Source organism: Plantibacter sp. Leaf1 (assembly GCF_001421315.1).
GTDB lineage: Bacteria > Actinomycetota > Actinomycetes > Actinomycetales > Microbacteriaceae > Plantibacter.
In genome coordinates this window covers 621,415-638,485 of the sequence record NZ_LMJX01000002.1, presented here as the reverse complement: position 1 = coordinate 638,485, position 17,071 = coordinate 621,415, and the positions used below count along the sequence as shown (strand labels likewise).

Sequence of the window (17,071 nt, the reverse complement as noted above, 5' to 3'; positions counted from 1 at the left end):
GGAGTCGGCGTCGGAATCAGAGAAGACTGCGGCGTGGTGCCCCTGGATCGTCGTCGAAGGTGTTCACCATCGCGTGCGCTGCGCGCTCCAGGTAGTCCCAGAGGGTCGCCTCGTGGACCGGGGCCAGGTCGAGGCTGTCGACGGCGCTGCGCATGTGGAGCAACCAGCGGTCCCGAGCGTCGGGATTCACGTGGAAGGGCTGGTGCCTGAGACGCAGCCGTGGGTGCCCGCGTTCGGCGCTGTACGTCCCCGGGCCGCCCCAGTACTGCTCGAGGAACAGCATGAGTCGTTCGGCCGCAGGGCCGAGGTCCTCCTCCGGATACATCGGTTTCAGGACCGGGTCGCCGGCGACTCCCCGGTAGAACTCGTCGACGAGCCGCTGGAACGTCGGACGACCGCCGACCTGCTCGTAGAAGGACATCCCTGGCGGCTGCTGGTCGGTCATCGTTCCGCTCTCGGGGGTCGCTTGGTCTTCGGCGCCCTGGGCGGGACGACCGTGGTCGGGTGGGTCCGCGGCGGCCGGGAACCGGTGACACTCGCGGCGCCTTCGAAGCCGGAGAGGACGATGCTGTTCAACGCCGGGAGCTTGACGCCCATCTCGTCGACGGCGCGCTTCAGTCGCATCCGGAGTTCGCGCGCGACGTCGTCCTTCGAGCTCGTGCGCGTCTTGATGACCAGGCGGATGATCAGGGCATCGGCCGAGACCGACTCGAGGCCCCACAGCTCGGGCTTCTCGAGGATGCGGGAACGCCACTTCGGGTCGTGGGCGAGGTCGTTCGCCGTGGTCAGCATGCGCTCCTGGACGGCTTCGACATCGGAGTCGTACGGGATGGCCAGGTCGATGATGACCCGGGACCAGCCCTGCGACATGTTGCCGACGCGCAGGATCTCGCCGTTGCGGACGAACCAGAGCGTCCCGTTCACGTCGCGCACCTGGGTGATGCGGATGCCCACCGTCTCGACGACGCCGGTCGCCGGTCCGAGGTCGACGACGTCGCCGACGCCGAGCTGGTCCTCGACCACCATGAACAGCCCGTTGAGGATGTCCTTGACGATGTTCTGCGCTCCGAAACCGAGACCGGCGCCGACCGCTGCAGTGAGGAGCGCGAAGGACCCGATGATGCTCGAGTCGATCACGTTCACGACGAGGATGGCGGCGACGATGACGATGGTGACGTTCACGATGTTGCTGAGGACGGTGCCGAGGGTCCTGGTGCGCTGGACGAGCCTGACCGCTGCGAGCGGCGAGGCCAGCAACGACTGCGTGTTGGTGACGTCGGCGCTCTTCTTGACGCCGCTGACGATGCGTCCGACGACCCGCCGGATCACGAAGCGCAACACCCAGGCGGCGGCGAAGGCCAACCCGATCACGACCACCACGCCGATGATCTTCCAACCCGCGGTCCAGAGGAAGGCGGTCACGTCCGGCCAGAGTTCATCCCAGTTCATATCCGGCTCAGTGTACTCAGCGTGCTGGAGTGAATCGTGTGAGCGGGCCGGACGGCAGCCGCGCATCGACCGGACGGACGGTCATGGACGGACGAGCCCGTGCTTGTAGGCGAAGATGACGGCCTGCACACGGTCTCGCAACTGCAGCTTCATGAGGACGCGCCCCACGTGGGTTTTGACCGTCGATTCGGAGAGGATGAAGTGCGCCGCGATCTCCGCGTTGCTGAGTCCTTCCGCCATGGCGACGAGGATGTCGTGCTCACGCGGGGTCAGGTCGGCGAGCCCCGCCGCCGATCCCTCGGCTGTGTCGGCCGCGCTGCCGGGGAGCGCCGTCGCGAAGAGCTCGAGCATCCGCTTGGTGACCCGGGTGGACACGGCGGCGTCGCCGGCGTGCACAGCGCGGATCGCGGACGTCAGCTCGTGGGGGAGGGCGTCCTTGAGGAGGAAGCCGCTGGCGCCGGCCCGCAGCGCGCCGAACGCGTACTCGTCGAGGTCGAAGGTCGTGAGGATGATGATGCGGCTGTCGGGGTGCGCCGCGACGATCCGGCGGGTCGCCTCGATCCCGTCGAGGCCCGGCATCCGGACGTCCATCAGGATCACGTCGGGTCGCAGCCTGGCGGCGAGGTCGATCGCCTCGGCACCGTTGGACGCCTCACCGATGACGCTCAGGTCGTCCTCGGCGCCGAGGACGAGGCCGAAGCCGAGTCGGATGAGCTGCTGGTCGTCGACGAGCAGGATGCGGATGGGGTCGGTCATGGTGTGGTTCCTCGCGGATCGGGGGTCGGACGGGATCGTGCTGCACCGGGATCCCTCGGGAGCACGGCGTGAACACGCCAGAGGCGATCGCCGACCACGCCCGCCGTGACCCGGCCTCCCTGGAACGCCACCCGCTCGCGGAGCCCGAGCAGCCCCTGACCTGCGCCGAGCGACGGCGCGTCCGGGATGGAGCCGTCGTTCTCGACGATGAGCTCGATGCGGTCGTCGTACGAGGTGATGACGACGTCGACGCGCTTCGGCCGTTCCGAATACCGCAGGGCGTTGGTGAGCGCCTCCTGGGTGATGCGGTGCACGGCGAGCAGGATCGAGGGGTCGTCGGTCGGGGGACCGGAGTCGGTCAGGGTGACCGGGAGTCCGAGCCCACGGAAGGTCTGCACGAGTGCGGGGATCGAAGCTGCGTCAGGCTGTGGTGCGAGGGGTGCGCTCCCGGTCTCGCGGAGCACGCCGAGCATGCGTCGCATGTCGACCAGCGAGGTGCGCGCGGCGTCGGTGACCGCGGTCATGGCGGCTCGCGACGCCGTCGGGTCCTTGGTCGCGAGGGCGCCTTCAGAGAGGGCGACGATCACCGTGAGACTGTGGGAGACGATGTCGTGCATCTCCCGCGCGATGCGGGTGCGTTCGGCGACGGCGGCGAGCTGAGCCTGCTGGTCACGCTCGCGCGCGAGCTGCGCTGCGCGGTCCACGAGGGCCTGGACGTAGCGCTTCCGGTTGCCGACGTTGATGCCGACGAGGAGGCCGAACAGCGCGAAGAGCACGACGGAGATGATCGTCTGCTCCGGCTCGCCTGGTGCCTGCGGCGCAGCCCACGGGAGGAACGGAGCCAGGATCGCCACGACCGCGGCTGCGGCGAAGGCCCGCCAGCCGAGGGCGACTCCGCGGTAGACGGCGACGGAGTACAGGAGGACCGGCACGGCGAAGGCATCGACGGCCACGGTCTGCGCGACCGACACGAGTCCGACCGCGATCACGATCAGTGCCATCGTGAGCGGTCGACGGCGCCGCAGGAGGACGGCGAGGGTCGTGACGGCGACGATGGCCACCGCGAGGGCGATCCGCGACGGCTGGGTCGCCAGGTCGACGTCGAACCACTCCGCCGTGCTGACGGAGAGTGCCACGAGGAGGTACCCCGCTGCGATCAAAGCGTCAGCCGTCCACGGGTGCCTGGCCCACCAGCGCCGGACGACCCCCGGTGGCCGGGGGAGCATCAGGGAAGCCTCTGTCGCCGAACGGTCGCGGACGGACGCCTGCACCGGATCGGTCATCGCGACGACGACCCGGAGGGCAGGACATCGTTCACAGGGCCGCTCATCCTCCAAGGATACGGAGAACCCCTCCACGGCGGGTCGTGCCGTGGAGGGGTCCTCAGGTGGTGCGTCTGGTACCGCGGTGCTATCCGGTGGCGGAGGTCACGCGGCGTCCCGTGCCTGTGCCGCGAGCGCCCGTTCGACACCCGCGAGGGCCTCGACGAGCATGCGACGCAGCGCCGGGACCTCCGGGTTGGCGTCCAACCACGCACGGGTGCGGTCCCGCAGCTCGGTTGAGGCAAGCGCTGAGGGGTAGAGGCCTTCGACGATGTACTCGGCGATCTTGTAGCTCCGCGACTCCCAGACCGTCGTCAGCGCGGCGAAGTAGGGCTCCACGAGCGGCTCGAGGACTGCGGGGTCGATGACGTGACCGAACCCGAGTCCCACGTTCCGCACGATCGCGTTCGGCTGGTCGTCCTGCTCGACGACGGAGTCGAACGCGGCGCGCTTCCCCTCGGTCGTGGGGATGGTCGCACGCGCACGTGCGGCCGCCTGTGCGCCGTTGGCCGTGTTGTCCGCCGCCAGCGCCGCGTCGATGTCGGAACCGTCCGCGAGGCCCAGGAGCACCAGGCCCTCGAGCAGCTCCCATCGGAGGTCGGTGTCGATCTCGAGCCCCTGCAGTGAGGCCGTGCCGTCGCGCAGCGCCCGGAGGTGCTCGCCGTGCTCGGGCGTCGACGCGAGGGAAGCGAAGAACTTCACGAACTGGAACTGGGCGTCCGACCCGGCCTCCGCGTCCTGCGCGAGGGCCCAGAGGGCGTCGCCGACGCGCTCGACGGTGTCGAGGCGGCGTTCGGGGGCGACGTAGTTCCGCGCGGCGAGGCCGAGCTGTCCGAGCGTCGTGCGGAGCGTGGTCGACTCGGTCTCGGTCGCGATGTTGCCGAGCACGAGGTCGACGTAGTCGGACGCGGTGGACTCGGCGTCGCGCGTCGCATCCCACGCCGCGCCCCACACGAGCGAGCGGGCCAGCGGATCCTCGATCGAGGCGAGGTGGCCGATCGCCGTCGCGAGGGAGCGCTCGTCGAGTCGGATCTTCGCGTAGGCGAGGTCGTCGTCGTTCAGCAGGACGAGGTCGGGCTGCGTCTTGCCGAGGAGCTCCGGCACCTCGGTGAGGGAACCGTCGACGTCGAGTTCGACGCGCTCGGTGCGGACGAGCTTGCCGTCCTGCAAGCGGTAGAGGCCGATGGCGAGGCGGTGGGGACGCAGGGTGGCGTACGCCTCCGGAACCGTCTGGCGGACGGCGAACGCCGTGAACGTACCGTCTGAGTCGACCGTGAACTCGGGGCTGAGCGTCCCGACACCGGAGGTCTCGAGCCAGAGCTTCGACCACTCGCGGAGGTCACGACCGCTCGTCGCCTCCAGTTCGACCAGGAGGTCGTCGAGCACGGTGTTCCCGAACTCGTGCTTCCGGAAGTAGTTGCCGACGCCGGCGAAGAACGCCTCGATCCCGACCCATGCCGCGAGCTGCTTCAGGACCGAGCCGCCCTTCGCGTAGGTGATGCCGTCGAAGTTGACCTGCACGTCCTCGAGATCGTTGATCGTCGCGACGATGGGGTGCGTGGAGGGGAGCTGGTCCTGGCGGTACGCCCAGGTCTTCTCCATCGCGTTGAACGTCGTCCAGGCTTCGGTCCACTCCGTGGCCTCAGCGGTGGCGATCGTCGACGCCCATTCTGCGAAGGACTCGTTCAGCCAGAGGTCGTTCCACCACTTCATGGTGACGAGGTCGCCGAACCACATGTGGGCGAGCTCGTGCAGGATCGTGACGACGCGACGCTCCTTGATGGCGTCGGTCACCTTCGAGCGGAACACGTACGTCTCCGTGAAGGTCACTGCACCGGCGTTCTCCATCGCCCCGGCGTTGAACTCGGGGACGAAGAGCTGGTCGTACTTCTCGAACGGGTACGCGTAGGAGAACTTCTCCTCGTAGTAAGCGAACCCCTGCCGCGTCTTATCGAAGATGTAGTCTGCGTCGAGGTACTCGGCGAGGCTCTTCCGCGCGAACACGCCGAGCGGGATGGTGCGGCCGTCGCTCGAGGTGAGCTCGCTGCGGACCACGTCGTACGGTCCGGCGACGATCGCGGTGATGTAGGACGAGATGCGCTGCGTCGGCGCGAAGCTCCACGTCGCAGCGCCGTCTTGCGCGGGGACCGGCTCGGGCGTCGGGGAGTTGCTGACGACCTGCCAGGCCGCGGGGGCGGTGACGGTGAAGGTGAACGACGCCTTCAGATCCGGCTGCTCGAAGACGGCGAACACCCGGCGGGAGTCGGGGACCTCGAACTGGCTGTACAGGTAGACCTCGCCGTCGACCGGGTCGACGAAGCGGTGGAGGCCCTCGCCCGTGTTGGTGTACTCGGCGTCCGCGTCGACGACGAGCACGTTCTCGGCGGCGAGGCCGTCGAGCTGGATGCGGATCCCGTCGGACACCGTCGCCGGATCGAGCTCGACGCCGTTCAGCGTGACGGAGTGGACCGTGCGGGTGATGGCGTCGATGAAGGTCGAGGAACCGGGCTCACCCGTGAACCGGACCGTCGTGGTGCTGCGGAACACCTCGGGACCGGTCGTGAGGTCGAGCACGACCTCGTAGCTCGACGTGTCGACGAGCGCCCTGCGCTCCTGGGCCTCGACTCGGGTGAGGTTCTCTCCTGGCACAGCTGCTCCCTGGTGTGTTGATGGACACGTGACGTGTGAACTGCACGTGGTCGCTTGTGACGACCCCGGCACGAGCAACCAGCCTAGACCCGGTGTGCGTCCACTCCCGGAGCGATCGGGGCGGGTGGAGCGTAGGGTTGCGGCATGACGACTTCCGCCGCAGACACCACCCGCGTCGACTTCTGGTTCGACCCCTCCTGCCCGTGGGCCTGGATGACCTCACGTTGGGTCGACGAGGTCACCGAGGCCCGCAACCTCGACGTCACCTGGCACATCATGAGCCTGGCCGTCCTCAACGAGGACCAGGACGTGAGCGACGACTACCGGGCGTTCTTCCCCCGCGCGCTCCGGTACACCCGCCTCGTCGCCGCCGCGGCCCAGGAACACGGCCAAGAGGTCGTCAAGCCGCTCTACGACGCGCTCGGCACCCGGATCCACCCGGGAGGACGCGCTGAAGACGTCGACGCCGTCATCGCCGAAGCCCTCGTGGAGACCGGACTCCCCGCGGCGCTCGCCGAAGCGTCGAAGACGGATGCGTACGACGGCCCCATGCGCGAGAGCCACTTCGACGGCATCGGGCGGGTCGGGCAGGACGTCGGCACGCCCGTCATCGCGATCGACGACGTCGCCTTCTTCGGGCCGGTCATCTCGCCCGCACCGAAGGGTGACCAGGCCCTCGCCCTGTGGGACGGTGTCGTCGCCGCGGCCGCCTACCCGGGCTTCTTCGAGCTCAAGCGCAGCCGCACGGCTGACCCGATCTTCGACTGACCCGAGCTGCGCGTCCGGAACCCTAGACTTTCCACATGCGCATCCACATCGCCACCGATCACGCCGGTCTCGAGCTCAGCCGCACCCTTCAGGACCACCTGCGCGCAGCGGGTCACGACGTCGTCGACCACGGCCCCACGGTGTACGACGCTCTGGACGACTACCCCTCCTTCTGCATCAACGCCGCGAAGGCGGTCGTGGGGGACCAGCAGGCCGGCGTGGAAGCGCTCGGCGTGGTGTTCGGAGGGTCGGGCAACGGTGAACAGATCGCCGCGAACAAGGTCATCGGTGTCCGCGCCGCGCTCGTCTGGAACCTGAGCACGGCCCAGCTCGCCCGGCAGCACAACGACGCCAACGTCATCTCCATCGGCGCCAGGCAGCACTCGATCGACGAGGCGGTGTCGTTCATCGACGCGTTCATCGCCGAACCGTTCAGCCTCGAGGAACGCCACGCCCGTCGTATCGCCCAACTCGCGGAGTACGAGGCGACCGGCACCATCGCCGGCAAGCACGTCGACGACTGACGCGTCCGCCATCGCCACTGCGGCGCCGCTCGACCGCGCCGCCACCCGAGTGAGGAGTCACCATGCCCGAGGGGCACTCCGTTCATCGCATCGCCCGCCAGTTCCGCCAGAACTTCGTGGGTCACCGCGTCGCGGTGTCGTCGCCACAGGGACGGTTCGCGGAGGGCGCCTCGGTCCTCGACGGACGGACCGTCACGGACGCCAAAGCCGTGGGTAAGCAGATGTTCCTCGAATTCGACGACGGCCTGTGGCTGCGGGTCCACCTGGGGCTCTACGGTGCATGGGACTTCGCCGGAGACATCCATTCCGACCCGACCATCGCCGCCGCGAACGGGCGCATGGGCCAGACGAACCAGCGGGGGACCGTCGTCGACGATGACGACGAGCCGATCCTGGACCTCGACGGGGAGAATTCGCTGCACAGCATCGGTGCGCCGCGTCGGGCCCGCGTACGGATGTCCGAGCAGTCGAGTCCTCTCGCCGAGCTGGACGAGCGGTTCCCTCCCGAGCCCGTCGGACAGGTGCGCGTGCGTCTGCTGACCGACACCACCGTCGCCGACCTCCGCGGCCCGACCGCCTGCGAGGTCATTGACTCGGCCGGGGTCCAAGCGGTCATCGACCGGCTCGGACCGGACCCGCTGCTCGACCCGAGTGCCGAGGCCGGCGAACGGTTCGTCTCCCGAGCGCACCGGAAGGGTTCGCCGATCGGTCTGCTGCTGATGGACCAGCAGATCGTCAGCGGCATCGGCAACGTCTATCGCGCCGAACTGCTTTTCCGCGCGCGACTGGACCCGCACCGCACGGGCAAGACCGTCCCGGAGGAGACGCTGCGCGAGATCTGGGCCGACTGGACGAGACTGCTCGCGATCGGAGTGGAGACCGGGCAGATGATGACGATGGACGACCTCTCGCCCGCCGACTACCGACTCGCGATGGCCAACCGCGCCGATCGCCACTGGGTCTACAAGCGCGAGGGGCTGCCCTGTCGGGTCTGCGGGACGAACATCCTGCTCGAGGAGATGGGTGCCCGCAAGCTGTACTGGTGCCCGAACTGCCAACGCTGATCCGAACCCGCCCGACGAACCGACGAGGACCGATGTGATGACCGAGCACCGCCCTGGATCCGTCGGCGACGTCGTCACGACGATCGCCGACGTCCACCTGTCGGGCCCGCGCCGCGGAGGCGCGTCCGACACCGAACGGGTCGACGTCCTCCTGGAGGACGGTGCCATCGTCGCGATCCGTCCTGCGGACCCCGAGGTCCTCCGCGACGGCGACCCCGGCGTCCTGGACGGCGGCGGCGGCTTCCTGCTGCCAGGCCTCTGGGACCATCACGTGCACTTCACCCAGTGGGCGCGCACGGCGAGGCGCGTCGATCTGTCGTCGGCGGCGTCGGCCGCGGAGGCGGCGGCGCTGGTCGCCGAACGCATCGCGCAGGAGCCCGACGGCGACGGCTGGATCGAGGGCGCGCGGTTCCGGGACGCCCTCTGGCCGGACCTGCCGACGTTCGCGGTGTTGGATGAGATCGCCCCCGACCGCGCGGTCGTGCTCGTGAGCGCCGACCTGCACTGCTGCTGGTTGAACAGCGCCGCGCTGCGGGCCACGGGCTTCGGGGACCACCCCACGGGGTTGCTCCGGGAGGAGGAGTCGTTCGCCGTCCTCAAACAGCTCGACCAGGTGGCGGCCGAGCTCTCCGACCGACGTGTCGACGCTGCAGCCGATCAGGCGGCGTCACGGGGCGTCGTCGGGGTCGTCGACCTCGAGATGCGGTGGAACGCCGCGGACTGGGTCCGGCGGGTCGGCAACGGCACGCGTGCGCTCCGAATCTCCTTCGGCATCTACGCCGAGCACCTCGAGCGGGCGATCGACGCCGGTCTCGTCACCGGTGGAGTACTGGCCGGAACGGACGGGCTGGTGCAGGTCGGCCCCTTCAAGGTCATCACCGACGGCTCGCTCAACACCCGCACGGCCTGTTGCGACACGCCCTACCCCGGTTCCGCTCCGGGGTCGGATGCGCACGGCATGCTCAACGTGCCGCCGGAGCGGCTGACCGCCCTGCTCGCCCTGGCGACCGCCAACGGGCTTCACTGCGCGGTGCACGCCATCGGCGACCGGGCCAACACCCTAGCGCTCGACGCCATCGAGACCACGGGTGCGAGGGGGACGATCGAGCACGCGCAACTGCTGCGGGCATCGGACCTGGAACGGTTCGCCCGGACCGGGACGGCCGCGAGTGTCCAGCCGGAACACGCGATGGACGATCGGGACATCGCGGAGGTGCACTGGGCCGGCCGCACGGACCGCGCGTTCGTGCTCCGCAGTCTGCTCGACGCCGGAGCGACCCTGCGACTCGGTTCCGACGCCCCGGTCGCGCCCCTCGACCCCTGGGTGTCCATCGCCGCCGCCGTGACCCGGAGTCGGGACGGACGCGATGCCTGGCACGGCGAGCAGGCCATCACGGTGGAGGAGGCGCTGGCCGCGTCGACCAGGGGCGACGACGACGTGGTGGCGGTGGGGAGCCTCGCCGACCTCGTCGTCGTGTCCGCGGACCCGTTCACCTGCCCTCCGGAGGCCCTCCGCACCATGCCGGTCCGTGCCACGCTGCTCGCGGGGCGGGTGACGGCCGCCGCGTCGTCGCCGCCGACGGGGGGATAGCCCCGATCCGGAGGAACGGGCTGCGGGACCTTCGAGGGTTCTGACAGCACGAAGGGGCAGTCACGGATGACTGCCCCTTCGGGATGGTGCATGCCGGTGCGCCCGGCGCTCGCCTAGCGGCTGAGGTGTGCGAAGAGGAACCAACGGTCCTTGTCGAGGCCGCGGGCGATCTCGATGGCGATGTCCTGGCTCGTCTGGTCGAGCTCGTCGAGCTCGTTGACGGCGGTGTTGACCGAGGCCGACGCGGCGTCGATCAACGCGATGACCTCGGCGATCGTGCGGTCGGACTGCTGGAAGCCCTCGCTGAGTTCCGGGGTGCTGGTCTTCGCGGCGACCGTGCTGAGCCGTGCATCGACGGGGAGGCCGAGGGCGACGATGCGCTCCGCGGCGAGGTCGGCCCACTCCTGCGCGTGGTCGACGATGTCGTCGAGCAGCTCGTGGACGCCGATGAAGTTCGCTCCGCGGACGTGCCAGTGGGCCTGCTTGCCGTTGACGACGATGGCGGTGAGGTCGAGGACGACGGGGCTCAGGAACTGTGCGGTGCCTGCCGCGACGTCCGGGTTGGCGACGGCCTGCGGAATGGAGGTGGTGATGTCGGTCATGGTGTTCCCCTTCGTTGACGAGTGAGGCCCTGGTCGGGCGTGTTCGCCGGTCTGCTTGGGTATAACGGTACTCAGGCCGAGACATTCCGCAAGGAAGTCGAGGCTCGGCTTACGAAGGCTGCACTCACGAAGGAAAGCCTGACCATATCGGCGATCCGAGCCGGGATCACGCGGTTCTCCGGTGTTCGACGACGCCTGCGGTACCGTGGGGCCCATGACTCTTCACGGTTCTGTCAGGAAGCTCCCAGGTGGGCGCGCGCCCGAGCTGGATCCGACCGCCTATACGGCGCCAGGCTCGATGCTGGTCGGGGCCGTCACCCTCGCTGCCGATTCGAGCGTCTGGTACAACGCGGTGCTCCGTGCGGACTCGGACTCGATCACCCTCGGCGCGGGGTCCAACATCCAGGACGGTGTCGCCGTCCACACGGACAGCGGCCACCCGACGGTCATCGGCCGGAACGTCTCGGTCGGACACAACGCGGTGGTCCACGGCTGCACGGTCGAGGACGACTGTCTGATCGGCATGGGGTCGGTCGTGCTGAGCGGAGCGGTGATCGGGGCCGGGTCGCTGGTGGCCGGGGGAGCGGTGGTCCTCGAGGGCATGATCGTGCCGCCCGGCTCGCTCGTCGCCGGGGTCCCTGCCAAGGTGCGGCGTGAGCTGTCCGCCGATGAGCAGGAGGCGATCCGGCAGAACGCGGCCCACTACGTCGCTCTCAGGGCGGTCCACGCAGCGGCGGTGGATGACGACTAGCGGCGGCGAGCGTCGCGCTTCTTGAGGCGACGTTGGGCCGCGAGCGAGCCGGACAGGCAGACGACGCAGCCGATCATGCAGATGAGGCCGACGCCGAGGCGGCCGGTGGCGAGGGCGTACACGCCGACGAAGAAGACCAGCGCGCCGGCCACGGTCCAGACGTGGGGCCAGAGGGCGTCGAGTCGCATGCGCTCAGCCTAGGGCGTCGTCCGCTCGGGTCCTCCGCCAGCGGCTGCCATTCGACCCACTCCGGGAACGATGGGAACCGAGCCTCACCACCCGCCTTCGCGGCGCTGCCTGGTTCTCATGAATACAGAGGGGATGACGGGAATCGAACCCGCGTAATCAGTTTGGAAGACTGAGGCTCTACCATTGAGCTACATCCCCGAGGCGCCGCGATGCGGCGAACTCACCTGGCAATGCTACTGCATGCCGGAGGTGCGTCTGTGCAATGCGGGTCGTGCGCGGCCTGCAGCCCGGGAAACCGCACAGGTCGCGCCCAGATTCTGGGCTAGACTGACCGAGGCCATTTCGCCCGCCGCTCGTCGGTCGGGCCGGCTGGCCGGATTGTCGCCGATCCGGGGCGTAGCTCAGCTTGGTAGAGCGCCCGGTTTGGGACCGGGAGGTCGCAGGTTCGAATCCTGTCGCCCCGACTCCGTTTTGCGTCCTCAACTGAGGCAGAATCCCCGACACAGGAGAAGTAATCACGTGAAGACCACGGTCGAGAAGCTGAGCCCCACTCGCGTCAAGCTCGCCATCGCGGTGACGCCTGAGGAGCTCAAGCCGAGCATCACCCACGCGTACGGACACATCGCGGAGGACATCAACGTCCCCGGGTTCCGCAAGGGCAAGGTGCCACCGGCGATCATCGACCAGCGCGTCGGCAAGGGCGCCGTGATCGAGCACGCCGTCAACGAGGGTCTCGACGGCTTCTTCCGCAAGGCACTCGAGGAGAACGAGCTCCGTCCGCTCGGCCGCCCGCAGGCGGACATCGTCGAGTGGCCGAACGAGAAGGACTTCTCCGGCGACCTGTTGGTCAACATCGAGGTCGACGTCCGCCCCGAGATCACGCTCCCGGCCTACGAGGGCCTCAAGCTCACCGTCGACGCCCAGGAGGCCGGCGAGGCCGACGTCCAGGACGAGCTCGACCGCATCCGTGCCCGGTTCGGCACGCTCGTGACCGTCGACCGCCCGGCCAAGACGGGCGACTTCGCGCAGCTCGACCTGGTCGCCACGATCAACGACGCCGAGGTCGACCGCGCGAGCGGTGTCTCCTACGAGATCGGTTCGGGTGAGCTGCTCACCGGTATCGACGAGGCGCTCGACTCGCTCACCGCGGGCGAGACCACCACCTTCACGTCGCCGCTGCTCGGTGGCGAGCACGAGGGTGAGGACGCCGAGGTCACCGTCACGCTGACCGCTGTCAAGGAGCGCGAGCTCCCCGAGGCCGACGACGACTTCGCGCAGATCGCGAGCGAGTTCGACACCATCGACGAGTTCAAGGCGCAGCTGCGCGAGGTCGTCGAGCGTCAGCAGGTCATCACGCAGGGCCGCGACGCGCGCACCGCGCTCGTCGACGCCATGCTCGAGGCCGCGCAGATCCCGGTCCCCGAGAGCGTCATCGAGGACGAGGTCCACCGTCACCTCGAGGGCGAGAACCGCCTCGAGGACGACGAGCACCGTGCCGAGGTCACCGAGTCCAGCGAGAAGGCGCTCCGCACGCAGCTGCTGCTGGACGCCCTCGCCGAGTCGCTCAACGTGCAGGTCAACCAGAACGAGCTCACCGAGTACCTCATCCAGAGCGCGTCGCAGTACGGCATGGAGCCCGGCGAGTTCATCGAGGCCCTCGGTCAGCAGGGTCAGATCCCCGCCATGGTCGGCGAGGTCGCCCGCAACAAGGCCATCGCGATCGCCCTCGGCAAGGCGGAGGTCGTCGACTCGAACGGCAAGCCCGTCGACCTGAGCGACTTCGTCGCCGTCGTCGAGGACGAGGACGCCGCGGCTGAGCCCGCTGCCGACGAGACCACCGAGGCCGCGTCCGAGGACACCGCCGAAGAGGCTCCGGTCGAGGCCGAGCCGAAGAAGGCAGCTGCCAAGAAGGCTCCGGCCAAGAAGGCGCCCGCCAAGAAGGCTCCGGCCAAGAAGGCGGCGACCGACGAGGCTGCAGCCGAGTAGCACTCACCAGCAGTGACAGTAGGGGCGGAAGCGATTCCGCCCCTACTGTCGTCTTCGGACACGAACGGAAGGGAACGCGGGATGGACGAGGCGCAGGACTGGGACGCGCGTGTCGCGGCGGTCTGGGACGATGCGGTGCTCAGTGACGAGGAGCGCATCGTGGCGATCGACGCCCTCGCCACGGAGCGGCCTCACGGCGATGCCCGAGCGCTCTTCGAATCGGCGGGCGCACGCGACTCAGCCGGGCACGAGGTCGAGGCCGAGGCGCTCTACCGTGCCGCACTCGACGCCGGACTCGACGACGAGCATCGTCCTCAGGCGGTCATCCAGTTGGCGAGCACCTTGCGGAACCTCGGGCGGGTCGCCGAGAGCGTGGAACTGCTGGAAGAGCAGCTCGCCGCCGAGGCGACGGGCCCCTACGCGGATGCCACGGCCGCCTTCCTGGCGCTGGCGCTCGCCAGCTCCGGTGATCCCCACCGTGCGACCGCGGTCGCCCTGCGTGCCCTCGTGCGTCACCTGCCGCGCTACCACCGGTCCGTGCGCGCCTACGCCGACGAACTCGAGTCGCGACCGCCCCGCTGAGTCCTGGGCTCCTGGCGTTCCGTCCGCCTCCGGCGAACCCCGGCGCCCGGGAGTCTGCCGAGGGCGAACAGGGCGTTGGTCGTGCGTCGCCTCCGATAGATTCGAACCACTGCACAACCGAAACGGAGCGATAATGGCCGAACCACAGTTCTCGCCCAGTGTCTTTGACCGCCTGCTGAAGGACCGGATCATCTGGCTGGGCGCCGAGGTCCGCGACGAGAACGCGAACGAGATCGCGGCCAAGCTGCTGCTGCTCGCCGCGGACGACCCGAAGCGCGACATTTACCTCTACATCAACTCGCCCGGTGGTTCCATCACGGCCGGCATGGCCATCTACGACACCATGCAGTTCGTGCCGAACGACATCGTCACGGTCGGTATCGGCATGGCAGCCTCCATGGGGCAGCTCCTCCTCACGGCGGGCACCAAGGGCAAGCGGTACATCACCCCGAACGCCCGGGTGCTCCTCCACCAGCCTCACGGTGGGTTCGGCGGCACCTCGAGCGACATCCAGACCCAGGCGCAGCTCATCCTCGACATGAAGCGCCGTCTCGCCGAGATCACGGCGGCACAGACAGGCAAGAGCGTCGAGCAGATCAACGCCGACGGCGACCGCGACCGTTGGTTCAACGCCGAGGAAGCGCTCGAGTACGGCTTCGTCGACCACCTCCGTGAGTCCGCGCTCGACGTGGCCGGCGGCGGCGGAACCGTCGACAGCGACAAGTAACCCGGCTTCGACAGACAGGAATGCAACACATGGAGACTCCAACGTTCAGTGCGGCGGGCCGCTCGCTGCAGATGCCGGGTGCTCGCTACATCCTCCCGAGCTTCGAAGAGCGCACGGCCTACGGCTACAAGCGCCAGGACCCGTACGCGAAGCTCTTCGAGGACCGCATCATCTTCCTCGGGGTGCAGGTCGACGACGCGTCGGCCGATGACATCATGGCTCAGTTGCTCGTCCTCGAGAGCATGGACCCTGACCGCGACATCGTCATGTACATCAACTCGCCCGGTGGTTCGTTCACCGCGATGACGGCGATCTACGACACGATGCAGTACATCCGTCCGCACGTCATGACGGTCGTCCTCGGGCAGGCGGCCTCTGCCGCCGCGGTGCTCACCGCTGCCGGCACGCCCGGGAAGCGCCTCGCGCTCCCCAACGCCAGGATCCTGATCCACCAGCCCGCCGTCGGCGAGGCCGGCCACGGTCAGGCATCGGACATCGAGATCCAGGCCGCTGAGATCCTCCGCATGCGCGGCTGGCTCGAGTCGACCCTGGCGCACCACTCCAACCGTTCGGTGGAGCAGGTCAACAAGGACATCGATCGCGACAAGATCCTCTCGGCCGCCGAGGCGCTCGAGTACGGTCTCATCGACCAGGTGCTCACCTCGCGGAAGAACCCGGTCGCGGCCATCACGGCCTGACCCGGTTCCCGTGCTCTCGACTCGGCGCGTCATCCCAGCGGGGTGGCGCGCCGAGTTGTCGCAGGGACAGGTTAGGCTCGGAGCACCGAATCTCCAGGGAGAGGGAAAGACATGGCACGGATAGGCGAAAGCGCCGATCTGCTCAAGTGCTCGTTCTGCGGCAAGAGCCAGAAGCAGGTCCAGCAGCTGATCGCTGGTCCCGGCGTGTACATCTGCGACGAGTGTGTCGAGTTGTGCAACGAGATCATCGCCGAGCGACTCGCCGAGGCGAGCGAAGAGACCGTGAGCGAGTTCGACCTCCCGAAGCCGAAGGAGATCTTCGCCTTCCTCGAGGAGTACGTCATCGGCCAGGAGAGCGCGAAGAAGGCGCTGTCCGTCGCGGTGTACAACCACTACAAGCGTGTCCGGTCGCGTGCGACCCTAGCCCCGGCCGAGACGGTGCACGACGACATCGAGATCGCGAAGAGCAACATCCTGCTCATCGGCCCGACCGGTTGCGGCAAGACCTACCTGGCGCAGACGCTCGCGAAGCGGCTGAACGTCCCCTTCGCGGTAGCCGATGCGACCGCACTGACCGAAGCCGGTTATGTGGGTGAGGACGTCGAGAACATCCTCTTGAAGCTCATCCAGGCCGCCGACTACGACGTCAAACGCGCAGAGACCGGCATCATCTACATCGACGAGGTCGACAAGATCGCGCGGAAGGCGGAGAACCCGTCCATCACGCGAGACGTGTCGGGCGAGGGCGTCCAGCAGGCGCTCCTCAAGATCCTCGAGGGCACCGTCGCCTCGGTGCCGCCGCAGGGCGGACGGAAGCACCCGCATCAGGAGTTCATCCAGATCGACACGACGAACGTGCTGTTCATCGTCGCCGGTGCGTTCGCCGGACTCGAGGAGATCATCTCCTCCCGTGCCGGGAAGAAGGGCATCGGCTTCGGAGCCCCACTGCACAGCAAGGGCGACGATGTGAACCTCTTCGGCGAGGTGCTTCCTGAGGACCTCCACAAGTTCGGTCTGATCCCCGAGTTCATCGGTCGTCTGCCCGTGGTCACCACGGTCACGCCGCTCGACCAGCATGCGCTCATGGAGATCCTCACGGTCCCGAAGAACGCACTCGTCCGGCAGTACCAGCGCATGTTCGAGATCGACGGGGTCGAGCTCGAGTTCGATCAGGCGGCCCTCGAAGCGATCGCCGATCTCGCCGTCCTCCGGAAGACCGGCGCACGAGGTCTGCGGGCGATCATGGAAGAGGTCCTCGGGCCGATCATGTTCGAAGTGCCCTCCACCGACGAGGTCGCCCGGGTGGTCATCACGCGGGAGTCCGTCGTCGAGAACGCGGCGCCCACCATCGTTCCCCGCGCGGCGCGCCGTCAGGAGAAGTCGGCTTAGTCGACACGCTGCGGAGCGAAGCCG

17 protein-coding genes and 2 tRNA genes are annotated in these 17,071 nt (G+C 68.6%); 11 read left to right on the top strand and 8 right to left on the bottom strand.

Annotated features, from left to right (window positions below; all coding sequences use genetic code 11):
- Positions 1 to 16 precede the first annotated feature (16 nt).
- The 5 genes from ASE44_RS05230 to pepN all read right to left on the bottom strand — a co-directional run bounded on the left by ASE44_RS05230 (position 17) and on the right by pepN (position 6,176).
- Positions 17 to 445, bottom strand: coding sequence for a globin (locus tag ASE44_RS05230; protein WP_056006716.1), 429 nt, complete (start codon positions 443 to 445; stop codon positions 17 to 19).
- Complete coding sequence (locus ASE44_RS05225) at positions 442 to 1,449, bottom strand: mechanosensitive ion channel family protein (protein WP_056777973.1); 1,008 nt, start codon at positions 1,447 to 1,449, stop codon at positions 442 to 444. Before ASE44_RS05225 ends, ASE44_RS05230 begins: the two co-directional genes overlap by 4 nt.
- Positions 1,450 to 1,530: 81 nt before the next feature.
- A complete protein-coding gene (locus ASE44_RS05220; RefSeq protein WP_056006712.1) occupies positions 1,531 to 2,205 on the bottom strand; it encodes a response regulator transcription factor in 675 nt (224 codons plus the stop codon).
- Positions 2,202 to 3,365: a sensor histidine kinase gene (locus ASE44_RS05215; RefSeq protein WP_162235736.1), complete on the bottom strand. Its 1,164-nt coding sequence runs from the start codon at positions 3,363 to 3,365 to the stop codon at positions 2,202 to 2,204. The genes ASE44_RS05220 and ASE44_RS05215 overlap by 4 nt, the downstream gene beginning before the upstream one ends.
- Before the next feature lie 267 nt (positions 3,366 to 3,632).
- A complete protein-coding gene (gene pepN, locus ASE44_RS05210; RefSeq protein ID WP_056777968.1) occupies positions 3,633 to 6,176 on the bottom strand; it encodes an aminopeptidase N in 2,544 nt (847 codons plus the stop codon).
- Between the two features lie 144 nt (positions 6,177 to 6,320).
- Here pepN and ASE44_RS05205 point away from each other — a divergent pair, with 144 nt between their 5' ends.
- The 4 genes from ASE44_RS05205 to ASE44_RS05190 all read left to right on the top strand — a co-directional run bounded on the left by ASE44_RS05205 (position 6,321) and on the right by ASE44_RS05190 (position 10,123).
- Positions 6,321 to 6,944 carry a DsbA family protein gene (locus ASE44_RS05205; RefSeq protein WP_056777965.1) on the top strand — a complete coding sequence of 208 codons (624 nt, stop codon included), beginning with the start codon at positions 6,321 to 6,323 and terminating at the stop codon, positions 6,942 to 6,944.
- A 35-nt stretch (positions 6,945 to 6,979) separates the two neighbouring features.
- A complete protein-coding gene (locus tag ASE44_RS05200; RefSeq protein WP_056777963.1) occupies positions 6,980 to 7,468 on the top strand; it encodes a ribose-5-phosphate isomerase in 489 nt (162 codons plus the stop codon).
- Positions 7,469 to 7,530: 62 nt separating this feature from the next.
- The gene (locus tag ASE44_RS05195) at positions 7,531 to 8,532 is read left to right on the top strand and encodes an Fpg/Nei family DNA glycosylase (RefSeq protein ID WP_056006697.1); all 1,002 of its coding nucleotides are present in this window, start codon (positions 7,531 to 7,533) and stop codon (positions 8,530 to 8,532) included.
- Between the two features lie 37 nt (positions 8,533 to 8,569).
- The gene (locus ASE44_RS05190; RefSeq protein WP_082455826.1) at positions 8,570 to 10,123 is read left to right on the top strand and encodes an amidohydrolase; all 1,554 of its coding nucleotides are present in this window, start codon (positions 8,570 to 8,572) and stop codon (positions 10,121 to 10,123) included.
- A gap of 113 nt (positions 10,124 to 10,236) precedes the next feature.
- On the opposite strand, the gene ASE44_RS05185 is transcribed toward ASE44_RS05190, so the two are convergent.
- Positions 10,237 to 10,725 (bottom strand): Dps family protein, encoded by a 489-nt coding sequence (locus tag ASE44_RS05185; RefSeq protein ID WP_056006695.1) that lies wholly within the window; start codon positions 10,723 to 10,725, stop codon positions 10,237 to 10,239.
- Positions 10,726 to 10,939: 214 nt separating this feature from the next.
- On the opposite strand from ASE44_RS05185, the gene ASE44_RS05180 reads away from it, so the two are divergent.
- Positions 10,940 to 11,476, top strand: a complete 537-nt coding sequence (locus tag ASE44_RS05180; protein WP_056006692.1) for a gamma carbonic anhydrase family protein — start codon at positions 10,940 to 10,942, stop codon at positions 11,474 to 11,476.
- On the opposite strand, the gene ASE44_RS05175 is transcribed toward ASE44_RS05180, so the two are convergent.
- Positions 11,473 to 11,664 carry a hypothetical protein gene (locus tag ASE44_RS05175; protein WP_056006689.1) on the bottom strand — a complete coding sequence of 64 codons (192 nt, stop codon included), beginning with the start codon at positions 11,662 to 11,664 and terminating at the stop codon, positions 11,473 to 11,475. The genes ASE44_RS05180 and ASE44_RS05175 overlap by 4 nt on opposite strands.
- A 128-nt stretch (positions 11,665 to 11,792) precedes the next feature.
- Positions 11,793 to 11,863: transfer RNA gene (locus tag ASE44_RS05170), tRNA-Gly, on the bottom strand.
- Between the two features lie 192 nt (positions 11,864 to 12,055).
- Between ASE44_RS05170 and ASE44_RS05165 the strand changes: the two genes are divergently transcribed.
- The 6 genes from ASE44_RS05165 (at position 12,056) to clpX (ending at position 17,047) form a co-directional block, all read left to right on the top strand.
- Positions 12,056 to 12,129, top strand: a tRNA-Pro gene (locus ASE44_RS05165).
- A 55-nt stretch (positions 12,130 to 12,184) separates the two neighbouring features.
- A complete protein-coding gene (gene tig / locus ASE44_RS05160) occupies positions 12,185 to 13,651 on the top strand; it encodes a trigger factor (protein WP_056006686.1) in 1,467 nt (488 codons plus the stop codon).
- A gap of 81 nt (positions 13,652 to 13,732) precedes the next feature.
- A complete protein-coding gene (locus ASE44_RS05155; protein ID WP_056777961.1) occupies positions 13,733 to 14,233 on the top strand; it encodes a tetratricopeptide repeat protein in 501 nt (166 codons plus the stop codon).
- A gap of 133 nt (positions 14,234 to 14,366) precedes the next feature.
- Complete coding sequence (locus ASE44_RS05150; protein WP_056006680.1) at positions 14,367 to 14,960, top strand: ATP-dependent Clp protease proteolytic subunit; 594 nt, start codon at positions 14,367 to 14,369, stop codon at positions 14,958 to 14,960.
- 29 nt (positions 14,961 to 14,989) lie between these two features.
- On the top strand, positions 14,990 to 15,658 hold the full coding sequence (locus tag ASE44_RS05145; RefSeq protein ID WP_056006676.1) for an ATP-dependent Clp protease proteolytic subunit: 669 nt from the start codon (positions 14,990 to 14,992) through the stop codon (positions 15,656 to 15,658).
- A 111-nt stretch (positions 15,659 to 15,769) separates the two neighbouring features.
- Positions 15,770 to 17,047: an ATP-dependent Clp protease ATP-binding subunit ClpX gene (clpX, locus tag ASE44_RS05140; RefSeq protein WP_056006673.1), complete on the top strand. Its 1,278-nt coding sequence runs from the start codon at positions 15,770 to 15,772 to the stop codon at positions 17,045 to 17,047.
- Positions 17,048 to 17,071: the final 24 nt, after the last annotated feature.

Excerpts from the sequence above, each read along its gene's own strand:
- ASE44_RS05230 (WP_056006716.1), bottom strand. The coding sequence starts at position 445 with ATGACCGACCAGCAGCCGCCAGGGATGTCCTTCTACGAGCAGGTCGGC.
- ASE44_RS05225 (WP_056777973.1), bottom strand. The coding sequence starts at position 1,449 with ATGAACTGGGATGAACTCTGGCCGGACGTGACCGCCTTCCTCTGGACC.
- ASE44_RS05220 (WP_056006712.1), bottom strand. The coding sequence starts at position 2,205 with ATGACCGACCCCATCCGCATCCTGCTCGTCGACGACCAGCAGCTCATC.
- ASE44_RS05205 (WP_056777965.1), top strand. The coding sequence starts at position 6,321 with ATGACGACTTCCGCCGCAGACACCACCCGCGTCGACTTCTGGTTCGAC.
- ASE44_RS05200 (WP_056777963.1), top strand. The coding sequence starts at position 6,980 with ATGCGCATCCACATCGCCACCGATCACGCCGGTCTCGAGCTCAGCCGC.
- ASE44_RS05195 (WP_056006697.1), top strand. The coding sequence starts at position 7,531 with ATGCCCGAGGGGCACTCCGTTCATCGCATCGCCCGCCAGTTCCGCCAG.
- ASE44_RS05190 (WP_082455826.1), top strand. The coding sequence starts at position 8,570 with ATGACCGAGCACCGCCCTGGATCCGTCGGCGACGTCGTCACGACGATC.
- ASE44_RS05185 (WP_056006695.1), bottom strand. The coding sequence starts at position 10,725 with ATGACCGACATCACCACCTCCATTCCGCAGGCCGTCGCCAACCCGGAC.
- ASE44_RS05180 (WP_056006692.1), top strand. The coding sequence starts at position 10,940 with ATGACTCTTCACGGTTCTGTCAGGAAGCTCCCAGGTGGGCGCGCGCCC.
- ASE44_RS05175 (WP_056006689.1), bottom strand. The coding sequence starts at position 11,664 with ATGCGACTCGACGCCCTCTGGCCCCACGTCTGGACCGTGGCCGGCGCG.
- ASE44_RS05155 (WP_056777961.1), top strand. The coding sequence starts at position 13,733 with ATGGACGAGGCGCAGGACTGGGACGCGCGTGTCGCGGCGGTCTGGGAC.
- ASE44_RS05150 (WP_056006680.1), top strand. The coding sequence starts at position 14,367 with ATGGCCGAACCACAGTTCTCGCCCAGTGTCTTTGACCGCCTGCTGAAG.
- ASE44_RS05145 (WP_056006676.1), top strand. The coding sequence starts at position 14,990 with ATGGAGACTCCAACGTTCAGTGCGGCGGGCCGCTCGCTGCAGATGCCG.
- clpX (WP_056006673.1), top strand. The coding sequence starts at position 15,770 with ATGGCACGGATAGGCGAAAGCGCCGATCTGCTCAAGTGCTCGTTCTGC.